23 protein-coding genes are annotated in these 22,372 nt (G+C 74.7%); 13 read left to right on the plus strand and 10 right to left on the minus strand.

What is annotated here, in order from left to right; translation table 11 throughout:
* The first annotated feature begins 8 nt into the window (after positions 1–8).
* The 4 genes from hypF to hypE are packed head-to-tail and all read left to right on the plus strand — an operon-like array spanning position 9 to position 4,887.
* A complete protein-coding gene (gene hypF / locus AC07A6_RS26965; RefSeq protein WP_478778866.1) occupies positions 9–2,402 on the plus strand; it encodes a carbamoyltransferase HypF in 2,394 nt (797 codons plus the stop codon).
* Positions 2,371–2,703 (plus strand): HypC/HybG/HupF family hydrogenase formation chaperone, encoded by a 333-nt coding sequence (locus AC07A6_RS26970; RefSeq protein WP_362464055.1) that lies wholly within the window; start codon positions 2,371–2,373, stop codon positions 2,701–2,703. Before hypF ends, AC07A6_RS26970 begins: the two co-directional genes overlap by 32 nt.
* Positions 2,700–3,833 carry a hydrogenase formation protein HypD gene (gene hypD / locus AC07A6_RS26975; RefSeq protein ID WP_478778867.1) on the plus strand — a complete coding sequence of 378 codons (1,134 nt, stop codon included), beginning with the start codon at positions 2,700–2,702 and terminating at the stop codon, positions 3,831–3,833. Before AC07A6_RS26970 ends, hypD begins: the two co-directional genes overlap by 4 nt.
* On the plus strand, positions 3,826–4,887 hold the full coding sequence (gene hypE, locus AC07A6_RS26980) for a hydrogenase expression/formation protein HypE (RefSeq protein WP_478778868.1): 1,062 nt from the start codon (positions 3,826–3,828) through the stop codon (positions 4,885–4,887). The genes hypD and hypE overlap by 8 nt, the downstream gene beginning before the upstream one ends.
* A gap of 37 nt (positions 4,888–4,924) precedes the next feature.
* Here the strand turns inward: hypE and AC07A6_RS26985 are convergent, their stop codons facing one another.
* On the minus strand, positions 4,925–5,764 hold the full coding sequence (locus AC07A6_RS26985; RefSeq protein ID WP_478778869.1) for a class II glutamine amidotransferase: 840 nt from the start codon (positions 5,762–5,764) through the stop codon (positions 4,925–4,927).
* A 170-nt stretch (positions 5,765–5,934) separates the two neighbouring features.
* Between AC07A6_RS26985 and AC07A6_RS26990 the strand changes: the two genes are divergently transcribed.
* From AC07A6_RS26990 to AC07A6_RS27020, 7 genes are read left to right on the plus strand one after another with little or no spacing between them, the layout of a single operon-like run.
* Entirely contained in the window at positions 5,935–6,399 is a 465-nt protein-coding gene (locus tag AC07A6_RS26990; protein ID WP_362464044.1) for a hypothetical protein, read from the plus strand.
* Entirely contained in the window at positions 6,396–6,680 is a 285-nt protein-coding gene (locus tag AC07A6_RS26995) for a monovalent cation/H+ antiporter complex subunit F (protein ID WP_362464041.1), read from the plus strand. Before AC07A6_RS26990 ends, AC07A6_RS26995 begins: the two co-directional genes overlap by 4 nt.
* A 1-nt stretch (position 6,681) precedes the next feature.
* Positions 6,682–7,020 (plus strand): monovalent cation/H(+) antiporter subunit G, encoded by a 339-nt coding sequence (locus AC07A6_RS27000; RefSeq protein WP_478778870.1) that lies wholly within the window; start codon positions 6,682–6,684, stop codon positions 7,018–7,020.
* Positions 7,013–7,282: a Na(+)/H(+) antiporter subunit B gene (locus AC07A6_RS27005; RefSeq protein WP_362464126.1), complete on the plus strand. Its 270-nt coding sequence runs from the start codon at positions 7,013–7,015 to the stop codon at positions 7,280–7,282. The genes AC07A6_RS27000 and AC07A6_RS27005 overlap by 8 nt, the downstream gene beginning before the upstream one ends.
* Positions 7,279–8,022: an MnhB domain-containing protein gene (locus AC07A6_RS27010; protein WP_478778871.1), complete on the plus strand. Its 744-nt coding sequence runs from the start codon at positions 7,279–7,281 to the stop codon at positions 8,020–8,022. The genes AC07A6_RS27005 and AC07A6_RS27010 overlap by 4 nt, the downstream gene beginning before the upstream one ends.
* Positions 8,022–8,369, plus strand: coding sequence for a sodium:proton antiporter (locus AC07A6_RS27015; RefSeq protein WP_362464033.1), 348 nt, complete (start codon positions 8,022–8,024; stop codon positions 8,367–8,369). The genes AC07A6_RS27010 and AC07A6_RS27015 overlap by 1 nt, the downstream gene beginning before the upstream one ends.
* Positions 8,370–8,373: 4 nt before the next feature.
* Positions 8,374–10,182, plus strand: a complete 1,809-nt coding sequence (locus tag AC07A6_RS27020) for a complex I subunit 5 family protein (RefSeq protein WP_478778872.1) — start codon at positions 8,374–8,376, stop codon at positions 10,180–10,182.
* Between the two features lie 224 nt (positions 10,183–10,406).
* Here the strand turns inward: AC07A6_RS27020 and AC07A6_RS27025 are convergent, their stop codons facing one another.
* From AC07A6_RS27025 to AC07A6_RS27040, 4 genes are all read right to left on the minus strand, one after another.
* The gene (locus AC07A6_RS27025) at positions 10,407–10,781 is read right to left on the minus strand and encodes a low affinity iron permease family protein (protein WP_386273964.1); all 375 of its coding nucleotides are present in this window, start codon (positions 10,779–10,781) and stop codon (positions 10,407–10,409) included.
* A 64-nt stretch (positions 10,782–10,845) separates the two neighbouring features.
* The gene (locus tag AC07A6_RS27030; RefSeq protein ID WP_362464027.1) at positions 10,846–11,148 is read right to left on the minus strand and encodes a DUF1876 domain-containing protein; all 303 of its coding nucleotides are present in this window, start codon (positions 11,146–11,148) and stop codon (positions 10,846–10,848) included.
* Between the two features lie 42 nt (positions 11,149–11,190).
* On the minus strand, positions 11,191–12,426 hold the full coding sequence (locus AC07A6_RS27035) for a cytochrome P450 (RefSeq protein WP_478778873.1): 1,236 nt from the start codon (positions 12,424–12,426) through the stop codon (positions 11,191–11,193).
* On the minus strand, positions 12,423–13,748 hold the full coding sequence (locus tag AC07A6_RS27040; RefSeq protein WP_478778874.1) for a cytochrome P450: 1,326 nt from the start codon (positions 13,746–13,748) through the stop codon (positions 12,423–12,425). The genes AC07A6_RS27035 and AC07A6_RS27040 overlap by 4 nt, the downstream gene beginning before the upstream one ends.
* A gap of 255 nt (positions 13,749–14,003) precedes the next feature.
* Here AC07A6_RS27040 and AC07A6_RS27045 point away from each other — a divergent pair, with 255 nt between their 5' ends.
* A complete protein-coding gene (locus AC07A6_RS27045; protein ID WP_478778875.1) occupies positions 14,004–14,480 on the plus strand; it encodes a DUF6193 family natural product biosynthesis protein in 477 nt (158 codons plus the stop codon).
* A 59-nt stretch (positions 14,481–14,539) separates the two neighbouring features.
* On the opposite strand, the gene katG is transcribed toward AC07A6_RS27045, so the two are convergent.
* Positions 14,540–16,762, minus strand: coding sequence for a catalase/peroxidase HPI (gene katG / locus AC07A6_RS27050; RefSeq protein ID WP_478778876.1), 2,223 nt, complete (start codon positions 16,760–16,762; stop codon positions 14,540–14,542).
* Positions 16,763–16,950: 188 nt separating this feature from the next.
* On the opposite strand from katG, the gene AC07A6_RS27055 reads away from it, so the two are divergent.
* On the plus strand, positions 16,951–17,364 hold the full coding sequence (locus AC07A6_RS27055; protein ID WP_478778877.1) for a Fur family transcriptional regulator: 414 nt from the start codon (positions 16,951–16,953) through the stop codon (positions 17,362–17,364).
* 81 nt (positions 17,365–17,445) lie between these two features.
* Here AC07A6_RS27055 and AC07A6_RS27060 read toward each other — a convergent pair whose 3' ends face one another.
* The 4 genes from AC07A6_RS27060 to AC07A6_RS27075 all read right to left on the minus strand — a co-directional run bounded on the left by AC07A6_RS27060 (position 17,446) and on the right by AC07A6_RS27075 (position 22,099).
* Positions 17,446–18,930 (minus strand): glycoside hydrolase family 18 protein, encoded by a 1,485-nt coding sequence (locus AC07A6_RS27060; RefSeq protein ID WP_478778878.1) that lies wholly within the window; start codon positions 18,928–18,930, stop codon positions 17,446–17,448.
* Positions 18,931–19,332: 402 nt separating this feature from the next.
* Positions 19,333–20,115 carry a 3-hydroxybutyrate dehydrogenase gene (locus tag AC07A6_RS27065; protein ID WP_362464008.1) on the minus strand — a complete coding sequence of 261 codons (783 nt, stop codon included), beginning with the start codon at positions 20,113–20,115 and terminating at the stop codon, positions 19,333–19,335.
* A gap of 136 nt (positions 20,116–20,251) precedes the next feature.
* The gene (locus AC07A6_RS27070; protein ID WP_007262051.1) at positions 20,252–20,422 is read right to left on the minus strand and encodes a hypothetical protein; all 171 of its coding nucleotides are present in this window, start codon (positions 20,420–20,422) and stop codon (positions 20,252–20,254) included.
* A gap of 105 nt (positions 20,423–20,527) precedes the next feature.
* Positions 20,528–22,099, minus strand: a complete 1,572-nt coding sequence (locus AC07A6_RS27075) for an alpha/beta hydrolase (RefSeq protein ID WP_478778879.1) — start codon at positions 22,097–22,099, stop codon at positions 20,528–20,530.
* Positions 22,100–22,372 lie beyond the last annotated feature (273 nt).

Below are 22,372 nucleotides of genomic sequence, written 5' to 3' on the forward strand. Positions count from 1 at the left end.
CCCCGCTGATGGACGCCCCCGCGGAACGCCGCCGCGTCACCGTCCGCGGCGTCGTACAGGGCGTCGGCTTCCGCCCCTACGTCTACACCCGCGCCACCGGACTCGGCCTGGCCGGCCACGTCACCAACACCCCCGACGGCGTCGTCGCCGAGGTCGAGGGCGCCCCCGCCGCCGTCGCCGCGTTCTGCGCACGCCTCGCCGCCGACGCCCCGCCCCTGGCCGTCGTCGACGCCGTCGACCACCACACCCTGCCCCCGGCCGGGGGAGCCGACTTCACGATCATCCCCTCCCGCACCGGCGGCCCCGCCCGCACCCTCGTCTCCCCGGACGTCGCCACCTGCGCAGACTGCCTCGCCGAACTCGCCGACCCGGCCGACCGACGGCACCGCCACCCGTTCATCACCTGCACCCACTGCGGGCCCCGCTTCACCATCGTCACCGGACTCCCGTACGACCGGGCCCACACCACCATGGCCGGCTTCCCGATGTGCCCCGACTGCGCCCGCGAGTACGCCGACCCCGCCGACCGCCGCTTCCACGCCCAGCCCGTGGCCTGCCCGGCCTGCGGGCCCCGGCTGCGCCTGCTCACCGGCGCGCCGCCCCGCGCGGGCGAGACCGCCGACCCCGTCGCCGGGGCCCGCCGGCTCCTCGCCGAAGGGGCGGTCCTCGCCGTCAAGGGCCTCGGCGGCTACCACCTCGCCTGCGACGCCACCCGGCCCGCGGCCGTCGCCGAACTGCGCCGCCGCAAGGACCGCGGGGACAAGCCGTTCGCCCTGATGGCCCGCTCCCTCGCCGACGTCGAACACCTCGCCGTGATCGGCCCCGCCGAACGGGCCCTGCTCACCGGCCCCGAGCGGCCCATCGTGCTGCTGCGCCGCCGCCCCGCATCGGCCGCCGCCCTCGCCGCCGAGGTCGCCCCGGGCAGCCCCGACCTGGGCGTGATGCTCCCGTACACCCCCGTGCACCACCTGCTGCTGGGCCTGCCCGGCGACCCGCCCGGGCCCCGGCTGCTCGTCATGACCAGCGGCAACCTCTCCGGGGAGCCCATCGTCACCGATGACGCCGAGGCCCTGGAGCGCCTGGCCCACCTCGCCGACGCCTGGCTCACCCACGACCGTCCCATCCACGTGCCCTGCGACGACTCCGTGGTGCGCGTCTGCGACGGCGAACCGCTGACCGTACGCCGCTCCCGCGGGCACGCCCCGCTGCCGGTGGCGCTGCCGCTGCCGGTGCCGCCCACCCTCGCCGCCGGGGGCGACCTGAAGAACGCCTTCTGCCTCGGCGAGGGCCGCAGGGCCTGGCTGTCCGCGCACATCGGCGACATGGACGACCTGGCCACCCAGACCGCCTTCGAACGCGCCGAGCGGCAGCTGGAGTCCATCACCGGAGTGGCACCCTCCCTGTTCGCCGCCGACCGCCACCCCGGCTACCGCTCCACGGCCTGGGCGGCCCGCCACGCGGGCACCCGCCCCCTGGTCCGCGTCCAGCACCACCACGCCCACGTCGCCTCCGCCATGGCCGAACACGGCCTGGACGGCACCCGGCGCGTCATCGGCATCGCCTTCGACGGCACCGGCTACGGCGACGACGGCGCGGTCTGGGGCGGCGAGGTGCTGCTCGCCGACTACACCCGCGCCACCCGCTTCGCGCACCTCGCCTACGTCCCGCTCCCCGGCGGCGACGCCGCCGTGCGCCGCCCCTACCGGATGGCCGTGGCCCACCTGTGGGCCGCCGGCCTCGCCCGCACCCCGGACCTGCCCCCGGTGGCGGCCTGCCCGCCCGCCGAACTGCCCGTCCTGGAACGCCAGCTGGAGCGCGGCCTGAACTGCGCGCCCACCTCCAGCATGGGGCGCCTCTTCGACGCCGTCTCCTCGCTGGCCGGCGTCTGCCACCTCGCCGGGTACGAGGCGCAGGCCGCCGTGGAGCTGGAGGCGGCCGCCCTGGCCGCCCCCGCCGGGGACCCGCACCCCGGCTACCGCTTCGCCCTGCGGCCCCCGCCCTGCGGCACACCGGGCCCGTACACCGCCGACCCGGCGCCCGTCCTGGCCGCCGTCGTCGCCGACGTGCGGGCGGGCACCGCGCCGGGGACCGTCGCGGCCCGTTTCCACGCCGCGGTCGCCGTCCTCGTCGCGGACGCCTGCCTCGCCGCCCGCGCGGCACACGGCCTCGACACCGTCGCCCTGACCGGCGGCGTCATGGCCAACACGCTCCTCTCCGGCGCCTGTTCACGGCTGCTGCGGGAGCACGGATTCACCGTACTGCGCCAGCACCGGGTCCCCCCGAACGACGGGGGACTGGCCCTCGGCCAGCTCATGGTGGCGGCGGCCACGGCAGGCCGCGCCACGGAACAACCACAGCAAGGAGGGGCCCATGTGCCTGGCGGTACCCGGCAGAGTGATTGACATCGGGGAGCGGGACGGCACCCGCATGGCCACCGTCGACTTCGGCGGCGTCGTCAAGGACGTGTGCCTGGAGTACCTGCCGGACCTGAGGGTCGGCGAGTACGCCATCGTCCACGTCGGCTTCGCCCTCCAGCGCCTGGACGAGGAGTCCGCGCTCAAGACCCTGGAGCTCTTCGCCGAACTCGGCATGCTCCAGGAGGAGTTCGGCGACCCGTGGGAGCAGGCCGCACAGTTCGGCGGCGCCCTGGAGCCGGGCACCCCCGACCCCGAAGACGTCCCGCGGGAGGCGGCGCAGCAGTGAAGTACATCGACGAGTTCCAGGACCCCGGCCTCGCCCGCCGGCTGCTCGACGACATCCACGCCACCGTCACCCGCCCCTGGGCGCTGATGGAGGTCTGCGGCGGCCAGACCCACACCATCATCCGGCACGGCATCGACCAGCTCCTCCCCGAACAGGTCGAGCTGATCCACGGGCCCGGCTGCCCGGTGTGCGTGACCCCGCTCGAAGTCATCGACAAGGCGCTGGAGATCGCCTCCCGCCCGGGCGTGATCTTCTGCTCCTTCGGCGACATGCTCCGCGTGCCCGGGACGGGCCGCGACCTCTTCCAGGTGCGCGGCGAGGGCGGTGACGTACGCGTCGTGTACTCCCCGCTCGACGCCCTGGACATCGCCCGCCGCAACCCGGACCGCCAGGTGGTCTTCTTCGGCATCGGCTTCGAGACCACCGCCCCGCCCAACGCCATGACGGTGTACCAGGCGAAGAAGCACGGCATCACCAACTTCAGCCTGCTCGTCTCCCACGTCCGGGTCCCCCCGGCCATCGAGGCGATCATGAACTCGCAGAGCTGCCGGGTCCAGGCCTTCCTCGCCGCAGGGCACGTGTGCAGCGTCATGGGCACCACCGAGTACCCCGAACTGGCTGCCCGGTACCGCGTGCCCATCGTGGTCACCGGGTTCGAGCCGCTCGACATCCTGGAGGGCGTACGCCGCGCCGTGCGGCAGCTGGAGCGCGGCGAGCACGGCGTCGACAACGCCTACGCGCGCGCCGTCCGCCCCGAGGGCAACCCGGCCGCCCTCGCCATGCTGGAGGACGTCTTCGAGGTCACCGACCGGGCCTGGCGCGGCATCGGCACCATCCCCGCCAGCGGCTGGCGGCTGTCGGCCCGCTACCGGGACTTCGACGCCGAACACCGCTTCTCGGTGACCGGGATCGACACCCGGGAGCCGGCCGCCTGCCGCAGCGGCGAGGTCCTCCAGGGCCTGATCAAGCCGCACGAGTGCGAGGCCTTCGGCAAGGCCTGCACCCCGCGCACCCCGCTCGGCGCCACCATGGTCTCCAGCGAGGGCGCGTGCGCCGCGTACTACCTCTACCGGCGCCTGGAGATCCCGACCGCCAAGACGGCACCGCTGGAGGCGACCCCCGTTGTCTGACACCGCACTGGACGTCTCGGGCTGGACCTGTCCGGCCCCCCTGCGCGACCACCCCCGCGTGGTGATGGGCCACGGCGGCGGCGGCGCGCTCTCCGCCGAACTCGTCCGGCACGTCTTCGCCCCCGCCTTCGGCGGCGACGTGCTCGCACAGCTCGGCGACTCCGCGACCCTGACCCTGGGCGGGGCCCGGCTGGCCTTCTCCACCGACTCGTACGTCGTCCGCCCGCTGTTCTTCCCCGGCGGCAGCATCGGCGACCTCGCGGTCAACGGCACCGTCAACGACCTCGCGATGAGCGGAGCCGTGGCCGCCTACCTGTCCTGCGGGTTCATCCTGGAGGAGGGCGTCGAGACCGCCACGGTCGCCCGCGTCGCCGGGGCCCTCGGAGCGGCCGCCCGCGCGGCGGGCGTGGAAGTGGCCACGGGGGACACCAAGGTCGTCGAAGTGGGCCACGGCGACGGCGTGTACGTCAACACCTCCGGCATCGGCCTCGTCCCCGACGGCGTGGACCTGCGGCCGCAGCGGGTCGTACCCGGCGACGTGGTCATCGTCAGCGGCGACATCGGGCTGCACGGGGTGGCCATCATGAGCGTCCGCGAGGGCCTGGGCTTCGAGGCGGACATCGTCAGCGACTGCGCGGCCCTGGGCGGCCTCGTGCAGTCGATGCTCGCCGTCACCCCCGACCTGCACGTGCTGCGCGACCCCACCCGCGGGGGACTCGCCGCCGCCCTCAACGAGATCGCGGCCGCCTCCGGCACCGGGGTGGTCGTCCAGGAGGGCCGGGTGCCGGTCCCCGAGGCCGTGCGCAACGCCTGCGCGATCCTCGGCCTCGACCCGTTCTACGTGGCCAACGAGGGCAAGCTCGTCGCGTTCGTCCCCCGCGAGCACGCCGACGCCGTCCTCGACGCCATGCGGGCCCACCCGCTGGGCCGGCGGGCGGCGGTGATCGGCGAGGCCGTCGCGGACCACCCCGGCATGGTCGTGGCCCGCACCGGCCTCGGCGGCACGCGCGTGGTCGACCTGCCGATCGGGGAGCAGCTGCCGAGGATCTGCTGACGCCGGCCGCCCCGGCCCCGGGGCGGGTGCGCCGGGGTCAGGGCAGCTCGGGGATGAACGGCAGGTAGTCCTCCGGGCCGTCCCACGGCACCACCGCGTAGCTCGCCTCGGGCAGTTCGTTCCACACGCCGGGGAGGTCTCCGAGCGGCTCGGAGACCACCAGCCGCGTCTCGTCGGACACCTCGCGCAGGTACGGCAGCTCCGGGTACAGCTGGCGCACCGTATCGGCCCGGCTGCTGTAGTACAGCGAACGGGACCTGCCCTGGCTGGAGTAGCGGAAGGCCCACACCCGCGCGCCCTCGCTGACCGCCACCGTCATCTGGAGCGGGTCCGCGACCCCGTGCTCCTTGCCGAGCCGTTCCACCAGGCCCGCCATCCGGGCGACCGCCCCGGGCGGGTCCTGGTCGAGGCCGAAGGTCACGGCCAGGTAGAACATCACCTCGGAGTCCGTCGAACCCTCGATGCAGGGGAACAGCGCCGGGTCTACGGCCATGCACAGGTCGCGCTGGAGCCGTTGGAAGTCGGTGATCGAACCGTTGTGCATCCACAGCCAGCGGCCGTGCCGGAAGGGATGGCAGTTCGTCTGCTGGATGGCGGAACCAGTGGAGGCGCGGACGTGCGCGAAGAACAGCGGCGACCGCACGTGCGCGGCCAGCTCCCGCAGGTTCCGGTTGTTCCAGGCCGGGCCGATGTCACGGAACACCGCGGGGGTGCCGTCGCCGTCGGTGCTGTACCAGCCGATGCCGAACCCGTCCCCGTTGGTGGACTCCACGCCCATCCGCGCGTGCAGGCTCTGGTCGATCAGCGAGTGTTCCGGCTGGTACAGGACGGCGTCGAGGAGCATCGGCGAGCCGGAGTAGGCGAGCCATCGACACATGTGCACCATCCCTCTCGTGCGCCACTCCGTCCGAGCCTAACGCCCCACGGCGCTGCCCCGCCTGCCGTTGCGCCGGGCGGGTGGCATCGCCCGAGTCGGCAGCCGCACCGCCCCGAGCGGCGCCCGGATCCCGCGAACCTGTCCCTGCGGACCGGGGAAGGGAGCGGCGGGTGAGGGGCAAGGTGCTGGAGTTCCTCCTGTGGTGGGCGGCGCTGACGGGCGTCACCCTGCTGGTGGTCACCGCCCTGGACCCCGCCGAAGTCCTGGTGGCGGTCCTCGGCGCGGCCGGGGCCGGCTGGGTCGCCGCCCTGCTGCGCCGGGCGGCCGGCGTACGGGTCGGCGGCGCCGCCGGAGCCGCCCGCGCGGCCTCGGCCCTGCCCCTCGCCGCCCTCCGGGGCCTCGTCACCCTGCTCCGGCTCCCGGCCTCCCCGCCCCCGGCCCGGCGCGGCCGGATCCGCACCGTACGGCTGCGCGAGGGGGCCGGCCCCGGATGGGCCGGAGTGCTGCTCGGCTGGTCCGCCGACACCTGTGTCGTCGACCTGCCCGAGGGACGTCCGAGCGCCGTCGTGCACACCTTCGCCGCCGCCCCCGGCGGGCCGGAGCGGGCGCTGGCCCGCCGACGGGGCGCGCGGTGAACCCCGTACCGGCCGCCGGCTGGTCGGCGGCCGCCCTGGTGCTGCTCGCCGCCGTGTGGCCCGTCTGCCTGTGGGCGGCGGCCCGGGGCAGCGCGGTGCGCCGCCTGGCCGGTCTGTGCCTGGCCGGCACGGCCACCGGTGCGCTCCTGCTGCTGCTGCCCATGGCCTACGGCCGCTCCTCGTACCAGGACCTCGCGCTGGTCTTCGCCGTCCTCTCCCCGGCCGGGGTCCTCGTCTTCACCCGGATCGCCGGATCCGGGCCGGGCGACGGGGACGGCTGACATGACCGGACCGGGGGCCGCGCACCTCGCCGCGCACGTCCTGCTGTGGGCCGGCGTGGCCTGCTTCCTCGTGTCCGCGGCCGCCCTGCCGTTCCTGCCCCCGGGCCTCGCCCGGCTGCACGCCCTGGCCCCGGCGGGCGGCCTCGGCACCCCGCTGATCGCCTGCGCCGTGGCCCTCGAACAGGGCCTCGGCCGGGCCGCCGGCAAGACCCTCCTCATCGGCCTGCTCCTCGCCGCCGGATCCACCGTGACCACCATCGCCGTCGCCAAGGCCACCGCCGGGGAGGACGAGGACGACGCGGACGAGGACGAGGAGCATGCCCGGCATGTCCGTGGATGACGCCCTGACCGCCACCGCCCTGCTCCTCGTGGCCGCCGCGGCCACCCTCGCCGTGCTCTGCCGCGAGCCCGTACGGCAGGCCGTGGCGCTCGCCCTGCTGGGCCTCGCGCTGGCCCTGCTCTTCCTCGTGCTCCAGGCCCCCGACGTGGCACTCTCCCAACTCGCCGTCGGCACGGCGCTCACCCCGCTGCTGATCCTGCTCACGGCCCGCAAGGTCCGCCGCCCGCCCGCCGAGCGGCACGACCCCCGGGACCGGCCGTGAAGGCGCGCACCCGGGGCGCCCTCCTCGGTGCCGCGGCCGCCGTGCTCGCCGCGTTCTTCACCGCCGCCTGCCTGGACCTGCCGGCCTTCGGCACCGACCGCCACCCCTACGGCGACCGCGCCGTCGCCGCCGCCCTCGTCCACCGCACGGCCAACACGGTCTCCGCCGTGAACTTCGACCTCCGGGCCCTGGACACCCTCGGTGAACAGTCGATCCTCTTCGTCACCGTCCTCGGCTCCACCCTGCTGCTGCGCCTCGCCCGCGACGAACACCGCGAACCGCCCCGCACCGAACGCGCCCTGCCCACCACCCGGCTCTTCGGCGCCGTCCTGCTGCCCGTCGCCCTCGTCACCGGCGTGTACGTCGTGGCACACGGGCAGCTCACCCCCGGCGGCGGCTTCCAGGGCGGAGTGGTCCTCGCCACCGCCCTCCACCTTGCCTACCTCGCGGCCGACTACCGGGTCCTCGAACGGATCCGGCCGCTCGCCGCCCTCGACACCGCGGACGCCCTCGCCGCGCTCTCCTTCACCGCGCTGGGCCTGGCCGCCCTCGCGGCCGGCGGGGCCTTCCTGGGGAACGTGCTCCCCCTCGGCACCTTCAACACGATCACCTCGGGCGGGACGGTCCCGCTCCTCAACCTCGCCGTGGGCATCGAGGTCGGCTCCGGGCTGATCGTGCTCCTCGCCCACTTCCTCGACCAGGCCGTCGAGATCACCGAACCACAGGAGGAAGCGCGCTGATGGGCGTCCTGCCGTTCCTGGCCGCCGGATGGGTACTCCTGATCGCCCTGTACGGCCTGGTCACCAGCCGCAACCTCATCCACGCCGTCGGCTGCCTCGCCGTCGCCCAGTCCTCCACCTACCTGATGCTGCTCGGCGTCGGCCACCGGCGCGGCGCCACCGCCCCCGTCTTCGGCGACCTCCCGCCCGGCAGCCGGCCCGTCGTCGACCCGGTCGTCCAGGCCCTGACCCTCACCGACATCGTCGTCGGCGCCACCGTCACCGCCCTGCTGCTCGCCCTCACCATCCAGCTGCGCAAACGCCACGGCACCGTCGACCCGCAGGCGCTCACCGCCCTCCGGGGCTGATCGCGTGCCCGCGCCGCAGGCCCTCCTCCCGCTGGCGGTGGCCGTCCCGCTGGCCGGCGCCGCCGTGCTCGCCGTGGCCGGCCGCCGGCTGCCCAGGCTCGGCTGCGACGTCCTCGCCACCGCGGCCGCCGCCACCTGCCTCGGCGTACTCGTGCTGCTCTGGCCGCACACCGGGAACCGGCCGGGCGTCCGCGTCGGCGGGGTCCCCGCGCCCGTCGGGATCGTCCTGACGGCGGACCCCCTCGGCGCCGGCCTGGCCCTGCTCGCCGCCGTGCTCGTCCTCGCCGTCATCGTGTACTCCTGGCGCTACTTCGACGAGCCGTCCGGGGACCGGGCCGGGATCTTCCCCGCGCTGATCCTGCTCTTCGAGGCCGGCATGACCGGCTTCGCGCTCACCGCCGACCTGTTCAACGCCTTCGTCTTCTTCGAGTTGATGAGCGTGGCCGCGTACGCCCTCACCGGCTACCGCATCGAGGACCCCCGCCCGCTCCAGGGCGCCCTCACCTTCGGCATCGTCACCTCCTTCGCCGCCTACGGCTGCCTCCTGGGCATCGCCCTGCTGTACGCCCGCACCGGCGAGCTGAACCTTGCCCGGCTCGGCGAGCGGCTCGCCGGCGAGCGGGCCGACGCCCTCACCGTCGTCGCCTTCGTCCTCGTGACCACCGCCTTCCTGGTCAAGGCCGCCGCCGTGCCCTTCCACTTCTGGCTGCCCGACGCGCACGCCGTGGCACCGACCCCGGTGTGCATGCTGATGTCCGGGGTGATGGTCGAGCTGGGCGTGTACGGGGCCGCGCGCGTCTACTGGACCGTGTTCGCCGGCCCCGGCGGCATCCCGCACGGAGCCTTCCGCACCACCTTCGTCACCGTCGGCGTGGCCACCGCCCTGCTCGGCGCGCTCATGTGCTGGCCGCAGCGGCACCTCAAGCGGATGCTGGCCTTCTCCACCGTCAGCCACGTCGGACTGTTCCTCGTCGGCGTCGCCCTGCTCACCCCGGCCGGCACCGCCGCCACGGCCGTGTACGTAGCCGGGCACGGCTGCGCGAAGGCGGCGCTGTTCGCGCTGACCGGGGTGCTCCTCGACCAGTACGGGTCGGTCGACGAGCACGGCCTCCACGGCAGGGCGCGCGGCCACCGCCTGCTCGGCGCGCTCTTCGCCCTCGGAGCCCTCGCCCTGGCCGGGCTGCCGCCCTTCGGCGCGGGCCTCGGCAAAGCCCTCGGCGAGGAGGCGGCGGGCCACGCGCTGACCCCGGTCTTCCTCGTCACCTCGGCCGTCACGGGCGCCACCCTGCTGCGGGCCGCCGCCCGGATCTTCCTGGGCGCGGGCCCGCCACCGCGCCCCGGCCCGCGCGACGCCGAGACCACCGGGGAGGGGGAGGAACCCGAGGTCCGCACCGCCCGGCGCGCCCCGCACCCGCCCATGGTGGCCGTACCGGCCGTCCTGCTGCTCCTCGGCCTGCTGGCCGGCGTGGTCCCGGCCGTCGCCGAGAGCCTGGGCCGGGGGGCGCTGCTCTTCACCGACCCGGCGGGATACGCCGCCGCGGCGGGCGGCGCCGGCCGGGCGGCCGCGGCGGCGCCGGAGCCCCTCGCCACGGCCTGGACCCCGGCCGGCACCGGGCTCGGCCTGGCTTCCGCGGCGCTCGCCTGCCTGCTCGCCGCCACCGCCGTACGCGGCCCCGGCGGCGCCCCGCGCAGGGCCGCGGCCGCGCTGCTGCTGCCGCTGCGCCGGCTGCACTCGGGGCTGCTCGGCGACTACCTGGCCTGGCTGGCGGTGGGGATGGCGGCGCTGCTGGTCGCCGTCGCCGTCCAGCTGTGAGACCGCGGGCGGAGAGACGGCCTAGGGGGTGTCCGCGAAGTGGCGCCGTCCGCCCGAAGGGCGGGCCCCGCGGCTCCCCCAGCTACCGCTGGGAGGTGCCCCCAGGTGCGTGCTCTCGGCGTGCCGGGCGGAAGACCTCGTACTGGAGGTACTCGGTCTTTCGCCCGGTGCGGCGAGAGCGCGTGCCGGACGCCGCGGGGCAGGCGCCACTTTGCGGACACCCCCTAGAGCCGCTCCTCCATCCGGATCGCCGACTCCAGGTCCTCGTGGGCCCTGCCCTCCTTGCCCTCCCGCTCCTCCAGGAGGGCCGCGGCGATCGCGTCGAGCTTGCGCTGGATGGCGTGCTCGGCGCGCCGCTCGGAGTTCTTCAGCAGGGCCAGCATCAGCAGGGACACCGCGCCGATCGAGTCGCCCGCCAGGTGCTGCCACTCCATGGGCAGGCCCAGCACGTGGACGAGGACCAAGCAGCCCACCAGGGCCACGCACAGGGCGGAGAAGACGGCGGAGCTGGTGAAATTGGAGGCGGACTCGGCCAGCCGCTCGAAGCGGCCGGCCCGCCCGCCGTCCCCGCTCTTCTCCGCCGGATGACGGAAGACCATGGCGGACGCCTGCCCGCCACGGCCCGCCGCACACCTGCCGGCCGCACACCTCCCGGACGGCCGCCTACCGGCCGCCGCCCGAGTCGTCCGGCCAGCCGTACCCGGTCCGCGGCGCCTGCGGTACGGCGCCCAGCGCGGCCAGGTCCTTGTCCGCGGCCCGGCTCAGCTGACCGGCCAGGTCCCGCATCGCGCGGCTCGCCGCCAGCTCGTCGCCGATCGCGGGGACCTCCACGTCCTGCGGGTTGCACCGTGCCCGGCCCCGGCCGACCAGCGTGTCCTTGCCGGTCTCCAGCACCGCCCGGGCCTTGGTCGTGCCGTCCTCCTCGATGAGGTAGACGCCGACCTTCCATTCCTCGGCATGTGACATGGCGCGCCTCCTGACCTCCCGGGGCCTCCTGCTTCCAGGATCTCACCAGGACACGTACAGCTCCTCCGGCGACCGGTGGATCAGCGTGGGACGCATGCGCGGCGGCTGCCGCCCGTCCAGCCGCAGCCCCGGCAGGCGGCGGACGAACAGGTCCAGGGTCAGGCGCAGTTGCTCGCGGGCCAGCCGGGAGCCGGGGCACCCGTGGGGCCCGTACCCGAAGGCCAGGTGGGGCCGGGAGGCGGCTCCGCGGCCGATGTCGAACACCTCGGGGCGCTCGTGGCGCCGCTCGTCGCGGTTGGCCGACCCGTACGCCACCAGCACGGTCGCCCCGGCCGGCAGTCTCGTCCCGGCCAGCGTCACCGGGCGGGTGGTCCTGCGCCGGAAGGCCTGCACGGCCGCGTCGTGGCGCGCGGCCTCCTCCACCGCCGCCGGCACCAGGGACGGGTCGTCGCGGAGCATCCGCCACTGCCGCCGGTCGGAGAGCAGGTGCATCAGGGCGGTGGCGATGAGCGCGCTGGTGGTGAGGAAGCCGGCGATCAGCAGGTTCTGCAGGTTCGCCACCAGCTCGTGGCGCTGCTCGGCGGTCAGCTCGCCGGTCCCCGGCGCCAGGGCCGAGACCATGGCCGAGCAGAGGTCGTCCTGGGGCCGCTCGCGCCGCGCCCGCACGTACCCGTCCAGCAGCCGTTGCAGCGCCACCACGTCCTCGGCGGCCGCCACCTGCTCCTGCGGCGACAGCGGCCGGAACAGCAGCTCCTCCGCCCGGTAGCCCCCGTGCACGGCGGCCGGCACGTCCGCCGGGTCCAGCCCGATCAGCCGCCCGATCACCTGCCCGGGCAGCTGCCGGGCGTAGGCCCCCACCAGCTCGACCGGCCCGTACGCGGGCAGGCCGTCCACCAGCTCCCGCGCGCAGGCGCGGGCGTGCGGGAGCAGCGCCGCCACCCGGGCGGAGGACAGCCCCCGGTTCAGCGGGGCCCGGTGGCGGCGGTGGGCGGCGCCGTCCGAGGAGACGACGGTGGGCCGCGGCCCGAAACCGCCCGCCAGGACCGCGAGGACCGCGTCGGGGAGCGCCACGTCGGGGGTCAGGGAGTTCACGGAGGAGAAGTCCTCCGCGCGCAGCAGCACCTCCCGCACGTCCCGGTCGCGCGCCACCAGCCAGGCGTCGAACGCGGGAAGGTACGTCAGCCCCTCGGTCCGGCGGGCCCGGGCGTACAGCGGGTACGGGTCGCGGTACAGGCCGTCGCGCCAGGCGTGTCCCGGCTCCGGCCCGGGCGGGGTCACACCTGCCTCCCGCCGGACGGGGGCGCCAGGCGCGCCGGGGCCGGGCCGTCCGGCCGGACCGTGATGCTGTACGCGGCCCCGGTGGGGACGGAGTCGAACACCGGCACGTGGCGGGGCAGCAGCAGCTCCAGCAGGGCGACCGACTCGCGCAGGGCGAACTGGGTGCCCAGGCAGGCCCGGGGGCCCATGCCGAAGGGCAGGTAGGCGCCCTGCCGGGCCGGCCGGCCGCCCGGGGCGGTGAACCGCCCCGGGTCGAAGCGCCCGGGATCCGGCCACAGCTCCGGGTCGCGGTGCGTGAGGTACGGGCAGACCAGCAGGTCCGTCCCGGCCGGGACGGCGTGGCCGGCGACGGTGTCGCCGACGGCCGCGTGCCGGGGCAGGATCCAGGCCGACGGGTAGAGCCGCAGCGTCTCGCTGACCAGCGCCTGCAGCGCCTCCCGGCGCTCCGGCGAGCCCTCCGGGCCGGCGGCCAGGGCCTCCCCGCGTGCCGAGGGGTGGCGGTCCAGGAGCAGGTACAGCCAGGTCAGGGTGGTGGCGGTGGTCTCGTGCCCGGCGACCAGCAGCGTGACGAGCTCGTCGCGCAGCAGCCGGTCCGTGTACTCCGGGTACGTGTCGGAGGCGTCCACCAGGACCCGGAGCAGCCCCGGCCCCTCCGGGCCCGCCTCCCGGTCCCGGGCGGCGGCCACGGCCTGCCGGGCGACCGCGTCGATCCGGGCCAGGTCGGCGGCCACCGAACCCCGCGCCCCGGCCTCGTCGGCGGGCAGGCTCGGCAGCGCCGCCACCACGGCCGCCACCGCGGTGAGCTCCCGCGCGGTGGCCTCGTCCAGCGGGTGGCCGGTGAGCGCGCGCCAGATGGTGTCCAGGGCGAAGCGGCGCATCTCCTCGCCGACGTCGAAGACCTCCCCGCTCCGCTCGTACCCGGCCCACCGCTGCGCCGTGGTGCGGGCCGCCGCGGCGATCCGCCGCTCGTAGCGGCGCATGCCCGTGCCGGTGAACTGCGACTGGAGGAGCCTGCGTTGCCGCTTCCACGCGTCCCCCGTGGCGGCCAGCAGGCCGTCACCGATCAGCAGGCGGGCCCGGTGGGAGCGCTTGACGTACCCGTCGGGGTTGCGGGCCAGTACGTGCTGCACGGCCTCCGGCCCGGTCACCAGCACGGTCGGCTCCGGCCCGATCCGCACGGCGGCGAGCCCGCCGAGCCGCTCGCGCGCCAGGCCCAGCAGCTCGATCAGCTCGCCCCCTCCGGCCCGCCACCGATCCACCTCGGCGGCGTCCAGCTCGGGCACCGGCAGCGCGGGCTGCCCGGTAACGGCGTGTGTGGCCAAGGCTGTTCTCCTGTCCGGCAGACGTCGGGCAGCACGGACTGTACGCGGGCGCGCGTCCACGTACGAGGGCGCATCGGGTCGAGATGGCGTGGCGAACACGCCGTCACCGGACAGGCCGTGCACGTCGTCCTCTCGGGCGGCCGGTGCGGGGGCCGGGTGCGGTGGCCGGGCGCGGGCGGCATCCGCCTTCGCCGCCCCGTCGGGGAACCGAACGGGCTGGTGGCGAGCTGCCCGTCGCGGCCGCATACTTCAGCGGTGATTCCCCACGACTTCCGGCACATCGGGCGCGACCACCCCGACTTCCCGCCGCAGCCCGAGCCCGTCGACCTGGCCGGGGCCCACCGGCTCGGACCGGCCGCCGCCGTCGAGGCGAAGTGGGAGTGGATGGCCCGCTCCTGGAAGTGGTCGGCCGAGTACGCCGTCGTCCGCAGCCCGAGCAGGGTCTACCCGCGCATCGTCGAGCTGGTCGCCGCGGCCCGCGCCGTCCCGGAGCTGCGGCGGCTGTACCCGTACACCAGCCACATGATCCTGAACTTCAGCTCGACCACCACGATCCCCTACGAGGTGCGGCTTCCGTCGGTCGAGCCGACGGCGGACGGGCGGTTCCGCGTCCGCCACGGCGGGGTGCTCGGCGAGTTCGGCAGCACCGGGGAAGCGCTGGCCCTCGTCCTGGCCCGCGCCCCGGCCGGCCTCGGCCCCGCCGTCCAGGGCGAGAGCAGCCAGGGGCGCTGAACGGGGCGAAGCCCCGGGCCGGCCGGCCCGGGGCTTCGCCGTCACACCGCTCGGGGCGCTCAGACCAGGTCGAACCGGTCGAGGTCCATGACCTTGCTCCACGCGGCGGCGAAGTCCTCGACGAACTTGCGCCGCGCGTCGTCGCTCGCGTACACCTCGGCCACCGCCCGCAGCTCGGAGTTCGAGCCGAAGACGAGGTCGGCGCGGGTGCCCGTCCACTTGAGGGCACCCGTCGAGGCGTCGCGGCCCTCGAAGGTGGTCTGGTCCGCGGAGACCGGCTTCCACGTCGTGCCCAGGTCGAGCAGGTTGACGAAGAAGTCGTTGGTCAGCGTGCCGGGGGTGTCGGTGAACACGCCCAGCTTGGACTGCTGGTGGTTCGCGCCCAGCACGCGCAGGCCGCCGACGAGGACGGTCAGCTCGGGGGCGGACAGGTTCAGCAGGTTCGCCCGGTCCACCAGCAGGTACTCGGCCGGCAGGCGGTTGCCCTTGCCGAGGTAGTTGCGGAAGCCGTCGGCGGCGGGCTCCAGCGCCGCGAAGGACTCCACGTCGGTCTGCTCCTGGGTGGCGTCCACGCGGCCCGGGGTGAAGGACACCTCGACCTCGTGGCCCGCGTCCTTGGCGGCCTGCTCGACGGCTGCGGTGCCCGCCAGCACGACCAGGTCGGCCAGGGAGACCCGCTTGCCGCCGGTCTGGGCGGAGTTGAAGGACTCCTGGACGCCTTCCAGGACGCGCAGCACCGAGGCGAGCTGGTCGGGCTCGTTGACCTCCCAGCCGGCCTGCGGCTGGAGGCGGACGCGGGCGCCGTTGGCGCCGCCGCGCTTGTCGCTGCCGCGGAAGGACGAGGCCGACGCCCAGGCCACGGAGACCAGCTGGGACACCGTCAGGTCGGTGCCGAGGATCCGCTCCTTGAGGGAGGCGATGTCCGCGGCGTCGATCACCTCGTGGCCGAGGGCCGGCAGCGGGTCCTGCCACAGCAGGGTCTCGGACGGGACCTCGGGGCCGAGGTAGCGCACGACGGGGCCCAGGTCGCGGTGGGTCAGCTTGAACCAGGCGCGGGCGAAGGCGTCCGCGAACTGGTCGGGGTTCTCCAGGAAGCGGCGCGAGATCTGCTCGTAGGCCGGGTCGAAGCGCAGCGAGAGGTCCGTCGTCAGCATCGTCGGCGCGTGGCTCTTCGACGGGTCGTGGGCGTCCGGGATGGTGCCGGCGCCCGCGCCGTCCTTGGCGACCCACTGCTGGGCGCCGGCGGGGCTCGTGGTCAGTTCGTACTCGAAGCCGAACAGGTTCTCGAAGAAGTTGTTGCTCCACCGCGTCGGCGTCGTGGTCCAGGTGACCTCGAGACCGCTGGTGATGGTGTCGGCGCCCTTGCCGGAGCCGTACGTGCTCTGCCAGCCGAAGCCCTGGGCCTCCAGCGGGGCGGCCTCGGGGTCGGCGCCCACGTGGTCGGCGGGGCCGGCGCCGTGCGCCTTGCCGAAGGTGTGGCCGCCGGCTATCAGCGCGACCGTCTCCTCGTCGTTCATCGCCATCCGGCGGAACGTCTCGCGGATGTCGCGGGCCGCCGCGAGCGGGTCCGGGTTCCCGTTCGGGCCCTCGGGGTTGACGTAGATCAGGCCCATCTGGACGGCGCCGAGCGGGCTCTCCAGCTCGCGGTCGCCGGTGTAGCGCTGGTCGTCGAGCCAGGTGGTCTCGGGACCCCAGTAGACGTCCTCGTCGGGCTCCCACACGTCGGCGCGGCCGCCGGCGAAGCCGAAGGTCTCGAAGCCCATCGATTCGAGGGCGACGTTGCCCGTGAGGATGAGGAGGTCGGCCCACGAGAGGCTCTGCCCGTACTTCTTCTTCACGGGCCACAGCAGCCGGCGGGCCTTGTCCAGGTTGGCGTTGTCCGGCCAGCTGTTGAGCGGGGCGAAGCGCTGCTGGCCGGCGCCGGCACCGCCGCGGCCGTCGCTGATCCGGTAGGTGCCGGCGCTGTGCCAGGCCATGCGGATCATGAACGGGCCGTAGTGGCCGAAGTCGGCCGGCCACCAGTCCTGCGACGTGGTCAGGACCTCCTCGATGTCGCGCTTCACGGCGGCGAGGTCGAGGGTCTTGAACGCCTCGGTGTAGTCGAACCCCTCGCCGAGCGGGTTGGCCACGGCGGGGTTCTTGGCGAGGATCTTCAGATTGAGGCGCTCGGGCCACCACTGGCGGTTTCCACCGCCCTGGGTCGGGTGGGCGGCGCGGTCGTGCGCGACCGGGCAGCCGCCCGCACCCTGTGCCTCGACTGCTGCGTCATGGTTCTCAGACATGCAAATCCTTCCGGACCAGGCGGGTCACGCTGTTCAGGAACGGCCTTCTCAACCCTTGGCTATCAACGCGTCAGATCCTACGATTGACAGAGTCCAAGTCAAGACGCAGACCAAGCCCGGATCCCGCCGGTTCCAGGAGGACCTACGTGGCCCCGGGCGGCCCGTCGAACCTGAGAGGGTGAGCCGACATGAGCGACCTGCTGGAACGGCTGCGCAGGCGCGGCTGGCGCATGACCTCCCAGAGGCGTGTCGTCGCGGAGGTCCTGGACGGCGACCACGTGCACCTCACCGCCGACGAGGTGCACGCCCGGGCCGTGGACCGGCTCCCCGAGATCTCCCGCGCCACCGTATACAACGCCCTGGGGGAGCTGGTCGCGCTCGGCGAGGTGGCGGAGGTCTCCACCGACGGCCGGGCGAAGCGCTACGACCCCAACGCGCACCACCCGCACCACCACCTCATCTGCTCCGGCTGCGGCCTCATCCGGGACGTCCACCCCGCCGGCAACCCCTTGTCCGACCTCCCGGCGGGCGAGCGCTTCGGCTTCTCGGTGTCCGGGGCCGAGATCACCTACCGGGGGCTGTGCCCGGCCTGCACCCCCTGACGCCCCGTCCGGCCGGACCCGGCGCTCCAGCGGTGCTCCACCAGGACTCCGGCGGAGCACCGCCGGAGCACTGCCGGAGTCCTAGCGGTACGCGGCGAACGCCTTGGTGAAGGCCAGCGGTTCCTGGAGGACGGAGCTGCAGGTGGCGTCGGCGTGGCCGAGCGCGCCCGCCGCGCACTGGCGGTCGCGCGCCGACGACCACATCGCCAGCCGCCCGATCCCCTTCGCCTGGGCGAAGCGCACGAGTTCCGCCGCGTCCGCCACGCCGAAGACCTCGCTCGCCACGTCGTTGACGCCGATCATCGGGGTGACGGACAGGGCCTTCCAGGCCGCCGCGTCGGAGAGCCCGAGCACGCCCTTGAGCTGGGCCTGCGTCGCGGTCGCCGCCTGGACCGCGTACTGGCCCATGTCCCCGGAGTACGCCGGCCCGTAGTCCATGGCCATGATGTTCACGGCGCCGATCCGTACGCCGTTCTTCGCGGCGTCCGCCAGCAGGGCCACGCCCGGCTGGGTCAGCCCCTCCGGCATCACCGGCAGGGTGAACGCCACGTCGAGCCCCGGGTGCGACTTCTGCAGCCGGGCTATCGCCTGCGCGCGCCGGGTGTTGGCGGCGGTGTCCGGCAGGGCGGCGCCCTCGATGTCGAAGTCGACCTTGGTGAGCCGGTGGGCGTCGACCACCTTCCCGTACGCCGCCGCCAGTTCGTCGACGGTGGCGCAGTTCAGGGCCAGCTCGCGCCCGGCGGCACCGCCGAACGACACCCGCACGTCGCCGCCCGCCTTGCGCAGCGCGCCGATCTGGGCCGCGACCTTGTCGTCCGCGAGCGGTGTGACCCCGCCCCACAGCGGCGAGCAGCCGCCGCCGGCGGTGACGAAGGCGAGGTGGAACTCCTTGACGCCGGTCCTGGCCGCGGTGTCGAGCAGGTCGTACGCGGGGTACAGCGAGGTGTCCACGTACGGGGCGAACCGCGCGCCGCCGGCGGGGGCGCCGGTCGGCGCGGGCGTCGGCGTGGGGGCGGCCGTTGCGGTCGCGGTCGCCGTGGCCGTGGCCGTCGGCGCGGCAGTGGGCGTCGCGGTCGGCGCCGTCGTCGGCCGGCCGCTCGGCTGCGGCGTGGCGCCCTGGTCCACCGAGCACTTGACGGCGTTGATCAGGCAGCGGGTGGGGTCGCCCGGCGCCCCCGCCCCCGAGCCGCTCGCCACGAAGCCGACGGTGACGGACGCGCCCGGCGCCAGCACCCCGTTCCAGGCGGCGGGCTTGACGGTGACGCGCTGCCCCTCGACCGTGTGCGTCCCGTTCCACAGCGAGCCGATCCGCACACCGGCCGGCAGGTCGAACTGAAGGGTCCAGCCGGCGAGTTCCCGCCCGGTGCCGTTGGTGATGACGTACTGGGCGGTGTAGCCGCCGCTCCAGGAGCTGGACTTGGTGTACACGGCCCCGACGGAGGTGGCCTGGGCCGTGCCGGTGAACGCGAAGGCCGCACCCCCCAGCACCGCCGCCACCACGACCGCACCGGCGGCCTTCGCCCTGCCGCTCGCCCTGCGACGGTGTCCGCCCGTGCTGCTGCCCATGGAGTGCCTGCCTTCGTATGACCGGGAGTTGGATACGGGGCAGCACGCTAGCCGCCCCGAAACGGACATTCGTTCGTTTCGGGGCGCCCGCGCCGAACCTTAGGTTCCACTTAAGGCGGCGGAAAGGACGGCCTCAGGAAAGGGCCCCGCCCACCCGGTCGGAGTACCGGCGCGCCCGACGGCACGCGAAGCCGCGCACACCCCGGAGAGCCTCGTTGACCTGTGTTTTCCCTGGTGCGCTACTCCACTGGTCAACCCACGGGCCCCCGCCGGGGGCCGGGGGACGCGTCGCACCACTCGTTCTCCCCCGTCGTAAGAACGTCCTTGACGCGGAGAACGTAGCGAGATCCGCCGAACCCCCGGTACCCGCCCATGCAGGGGGCCCGGGTCCGGGCACCCGGTTCAGGCGGCGGTCCAGCCGCCGTCCATGGGCACCGAGGTGCCGGTGACGTGGCCGGTGTGCGGGCCGCAGAGCCACAGGGCGACCGCCGCGACCTCCTCCGGCTCGATCAGCCGCTTGATCGCGGAGCCCCGCAGCAGCACCTCCGAGACCACCCGCGAGGCGGGGATGCCGTGCGCCTCGGCCTGCGCGGCGATCTGCCGCTCCACCAGCGGGGTGCGCACGTAGCCGGGGTTCACGCAGTTGCTCGTCACCCCGTGCGGGGCGCCCTCCAGGGCGGTGACCTTGCTGAGCCCCTCCAGCGCGTGCTTGGCGGTCACGTACCCGGACTTGAAGGCGCTGGCCCGCAGCCCGTGGACGCTGGAGATGTTCACCACCCGCCCCCAGCCGCGCCCGTACATGTACGGCAGGGTGCGCCGCAGCAGCAGGAACGGGGCGGTGACCATCACCTTCTGGATCAGCTCGAACCGCTCGGGCGGGAAGTCCTCGATGGGCGCCACGTGCTGGAGCCCGGCGTTGTTGACGAGGACGTCGGCCTCGGCGGGCAGCCGGCCGATCGCGTCCGGGTCGGCGAGGTCGGCGGTATGGGCCCGCCCGCCGACGAGCGATGCGACCGCCCCGGCGGCCCGCGCGTCCACGTCCACGACGTGGACGAAGGCGCCCGCGCCGGCGAGCGCCACCGCGCAGGCTCGCCCGATGCCGCTGCCGCCGCCGGTCACCAGGGCCACGCGTCCCGCCAGGACGGAGGCCGTTCCACCGGATGAGGTGCTGTTCTCGCTGCTCATGCCCCGAACGTTAGGGACGTGCGCCACCCCGTGCCGATGTGCGCCGCCGCCACACTCGGCGGCCGCGCTGTGGCGGCGGGCACCACCGCAGGACGGCCCGGGACGCGGTGCGTGCGCGCGCCCCGGGCCGCTCCTCCTACTGGTGGGGGCGCCAGTTCGGCAGGCCGGCCGACGAGGGACGCCAGGCCATCACCTGTGCCAGGTGCCGAAGGATCTCCTCCGCCTCCCGTCGGACCTGACCGGGTACGTCGCCGCGCTCGCGTACGAGCTGGGCGTAGATCGGCGCATCACTGCTGGTGCTGCTCACTTAGGATTCACTCCCCTGAAGCCGGCACCGCGGGCCGGGCGGCACAAGTGTAGGCGGCGGCCTGGCGGCAGCCGAACAGAGGTCGGTAGGTGCGCTGACGGGTGCTCACGAGCACTGGGTCCCGTCGGCCGGAGCGGTGCCGTCGACGAGGAACGCGTCGACGGCCTTGGTGGCGCAGGAGTTCTTCCCGTAGGTGCCGTGCCCCTCGCCCTTCACGGTGAGGTTGACGCCGACGCCCCGGCCGAGCGACTCCGCCATGCGCTTCGCACCCTCGACGGGGGTGGCCGGGTCGCCCGTGTTGCCGATCACCACGATCGGGGCCGCACCCGCGGCGGAGACCTGCGGCTTGTCGGCGGTGCCGCGGACCGGCCACTGCGAGCAGCCGAGCAGGCCCTCCACCATCTCCGGTCCGAACACCGGGGAGGCCGCCTTGAAGGCCGCCTCCTGCGCCGTCTTCTCCTCGACGGTGTACCGGCGGCTGGTGTCGACGCAGTTGATCGCTGCCTGCGCGGCGTTCGAGTTGTCGTAGCGCCCGTCCTCGCCGCGCCCGTTGTAGGAGTCCGCGAGCAGCAGCAGGAGGTTCCCCGTGCCGAGCTGGCGCAGCTCGCCGAGGCCCTGGACGAGGTACTCCCAGGCTTCCTTGTCGTAGAGGCTGGCGGCGATGCCGGTGAGCGCGAGGTCGGAGGTCAGCTTGCGGCCGCTGTCCGTGGCGGCGGGCTTCGCCTTCAGCTTCTCCAGCAGCTCGTTGATCCGCTTGTTGCCCTCGGCGTCGCTCGGCCCGGTCGGACAGTTGGCGGTGTACTTGTCACGGCAGTACTTCATGGCGTGTTCCAGCGCCAGCTGGAAGCCCTTGGCCTGGCCGAGGCCGGCCTGGGCCTCGTCGGTGGTGGGGTCGACGACGGCGTCGAACACGGTGCGGCCGACGTTCTTCGGGAAGAGGTGGGCGTAGACGCCGCCCAGCCGGGTGCCGTAGGAGATGCCGAAGTAGTTCAGCTTCTGGTCGCCGAGGACCTGGCGCATCAGGTCCATGTCGCGGGCCGTGTCGGCCGTGCCGACGTGGGGGAGCAGCTTCGCGGACTTCTGCGTGCAGGCGTCGGTGAACTTCTTGATGTCGTCGAGGGTGTTGCCGGAGCCGGGGTCCTCGTCGAGGGTCTTGTCGTCCAGGCACACGACCGGGGCGCTGTTGCCCACGCCGCGCGGGTCGAAGCTGACCAGGTCGTAGACCGCGCCCAGCTTCTTGTACTCGTCCGCCGCCTGCGGGAGCGTGTGGACTCCGGAGCCGCCGGGGCCGCCGAAGTTGTAGACGAGGGATCCGATCCGCTTGCCGGGGTCGGTGGCCTTCTTGCGGATCAGGGCCACGTCGATGGTCTCGCCGGCCGGCTTGGCGTAGTCGAGCGGCGCCTTCATGCTCGCGCACTCCCAGGCCGCGCCCGGGGCCTTGCCGCCGCCCTGGGCGGCCGAGGGCGCCGGGCAGGTCCGCCACTCGGGCTTCTGCCCGGTCAGGGCCGCCGGCAGGGCGGGCAGCGGGGCGGGTGCCGTGGCGGTGGCCTGCCCCGAGGGCTTCGCCCGCGCCGGAGCCTTCGCATCGCTGCCGCAGGCCGCCAGGGCGGGGACCGCCAGCAGGGAGGCGGCGGCCAGGGCCGCCGCCCGGACGGGGCGGCGTATGAGGTGGGGCATGCGTGGGCTCCTGCGCGGTTCGGAGGGCATGGGTAAACGAAGGACAAAGTGTAGGGGCGGATTCCGGACAGTGGACCCCGGGGTCAGGAGAGATCCGAAAGAGACGGCCTAGCCCGCAGGGGCGGCGCCTCCGGTGCGGGGTGCGCCGGGGCCGTGTGGGGCGTGGGGGGGGGGGGGGGGGGCCCCACCCCCCGCCCCCCCCCGCGATCACGGCCACCGTCCCACCAACCCAGACCCCCCCCCCCCTCCTTACCCCACCTCCCCCCCCCAAAA

This window comes from Streptomyces sp. NPDC044002 (assembly GCF_056434525.1).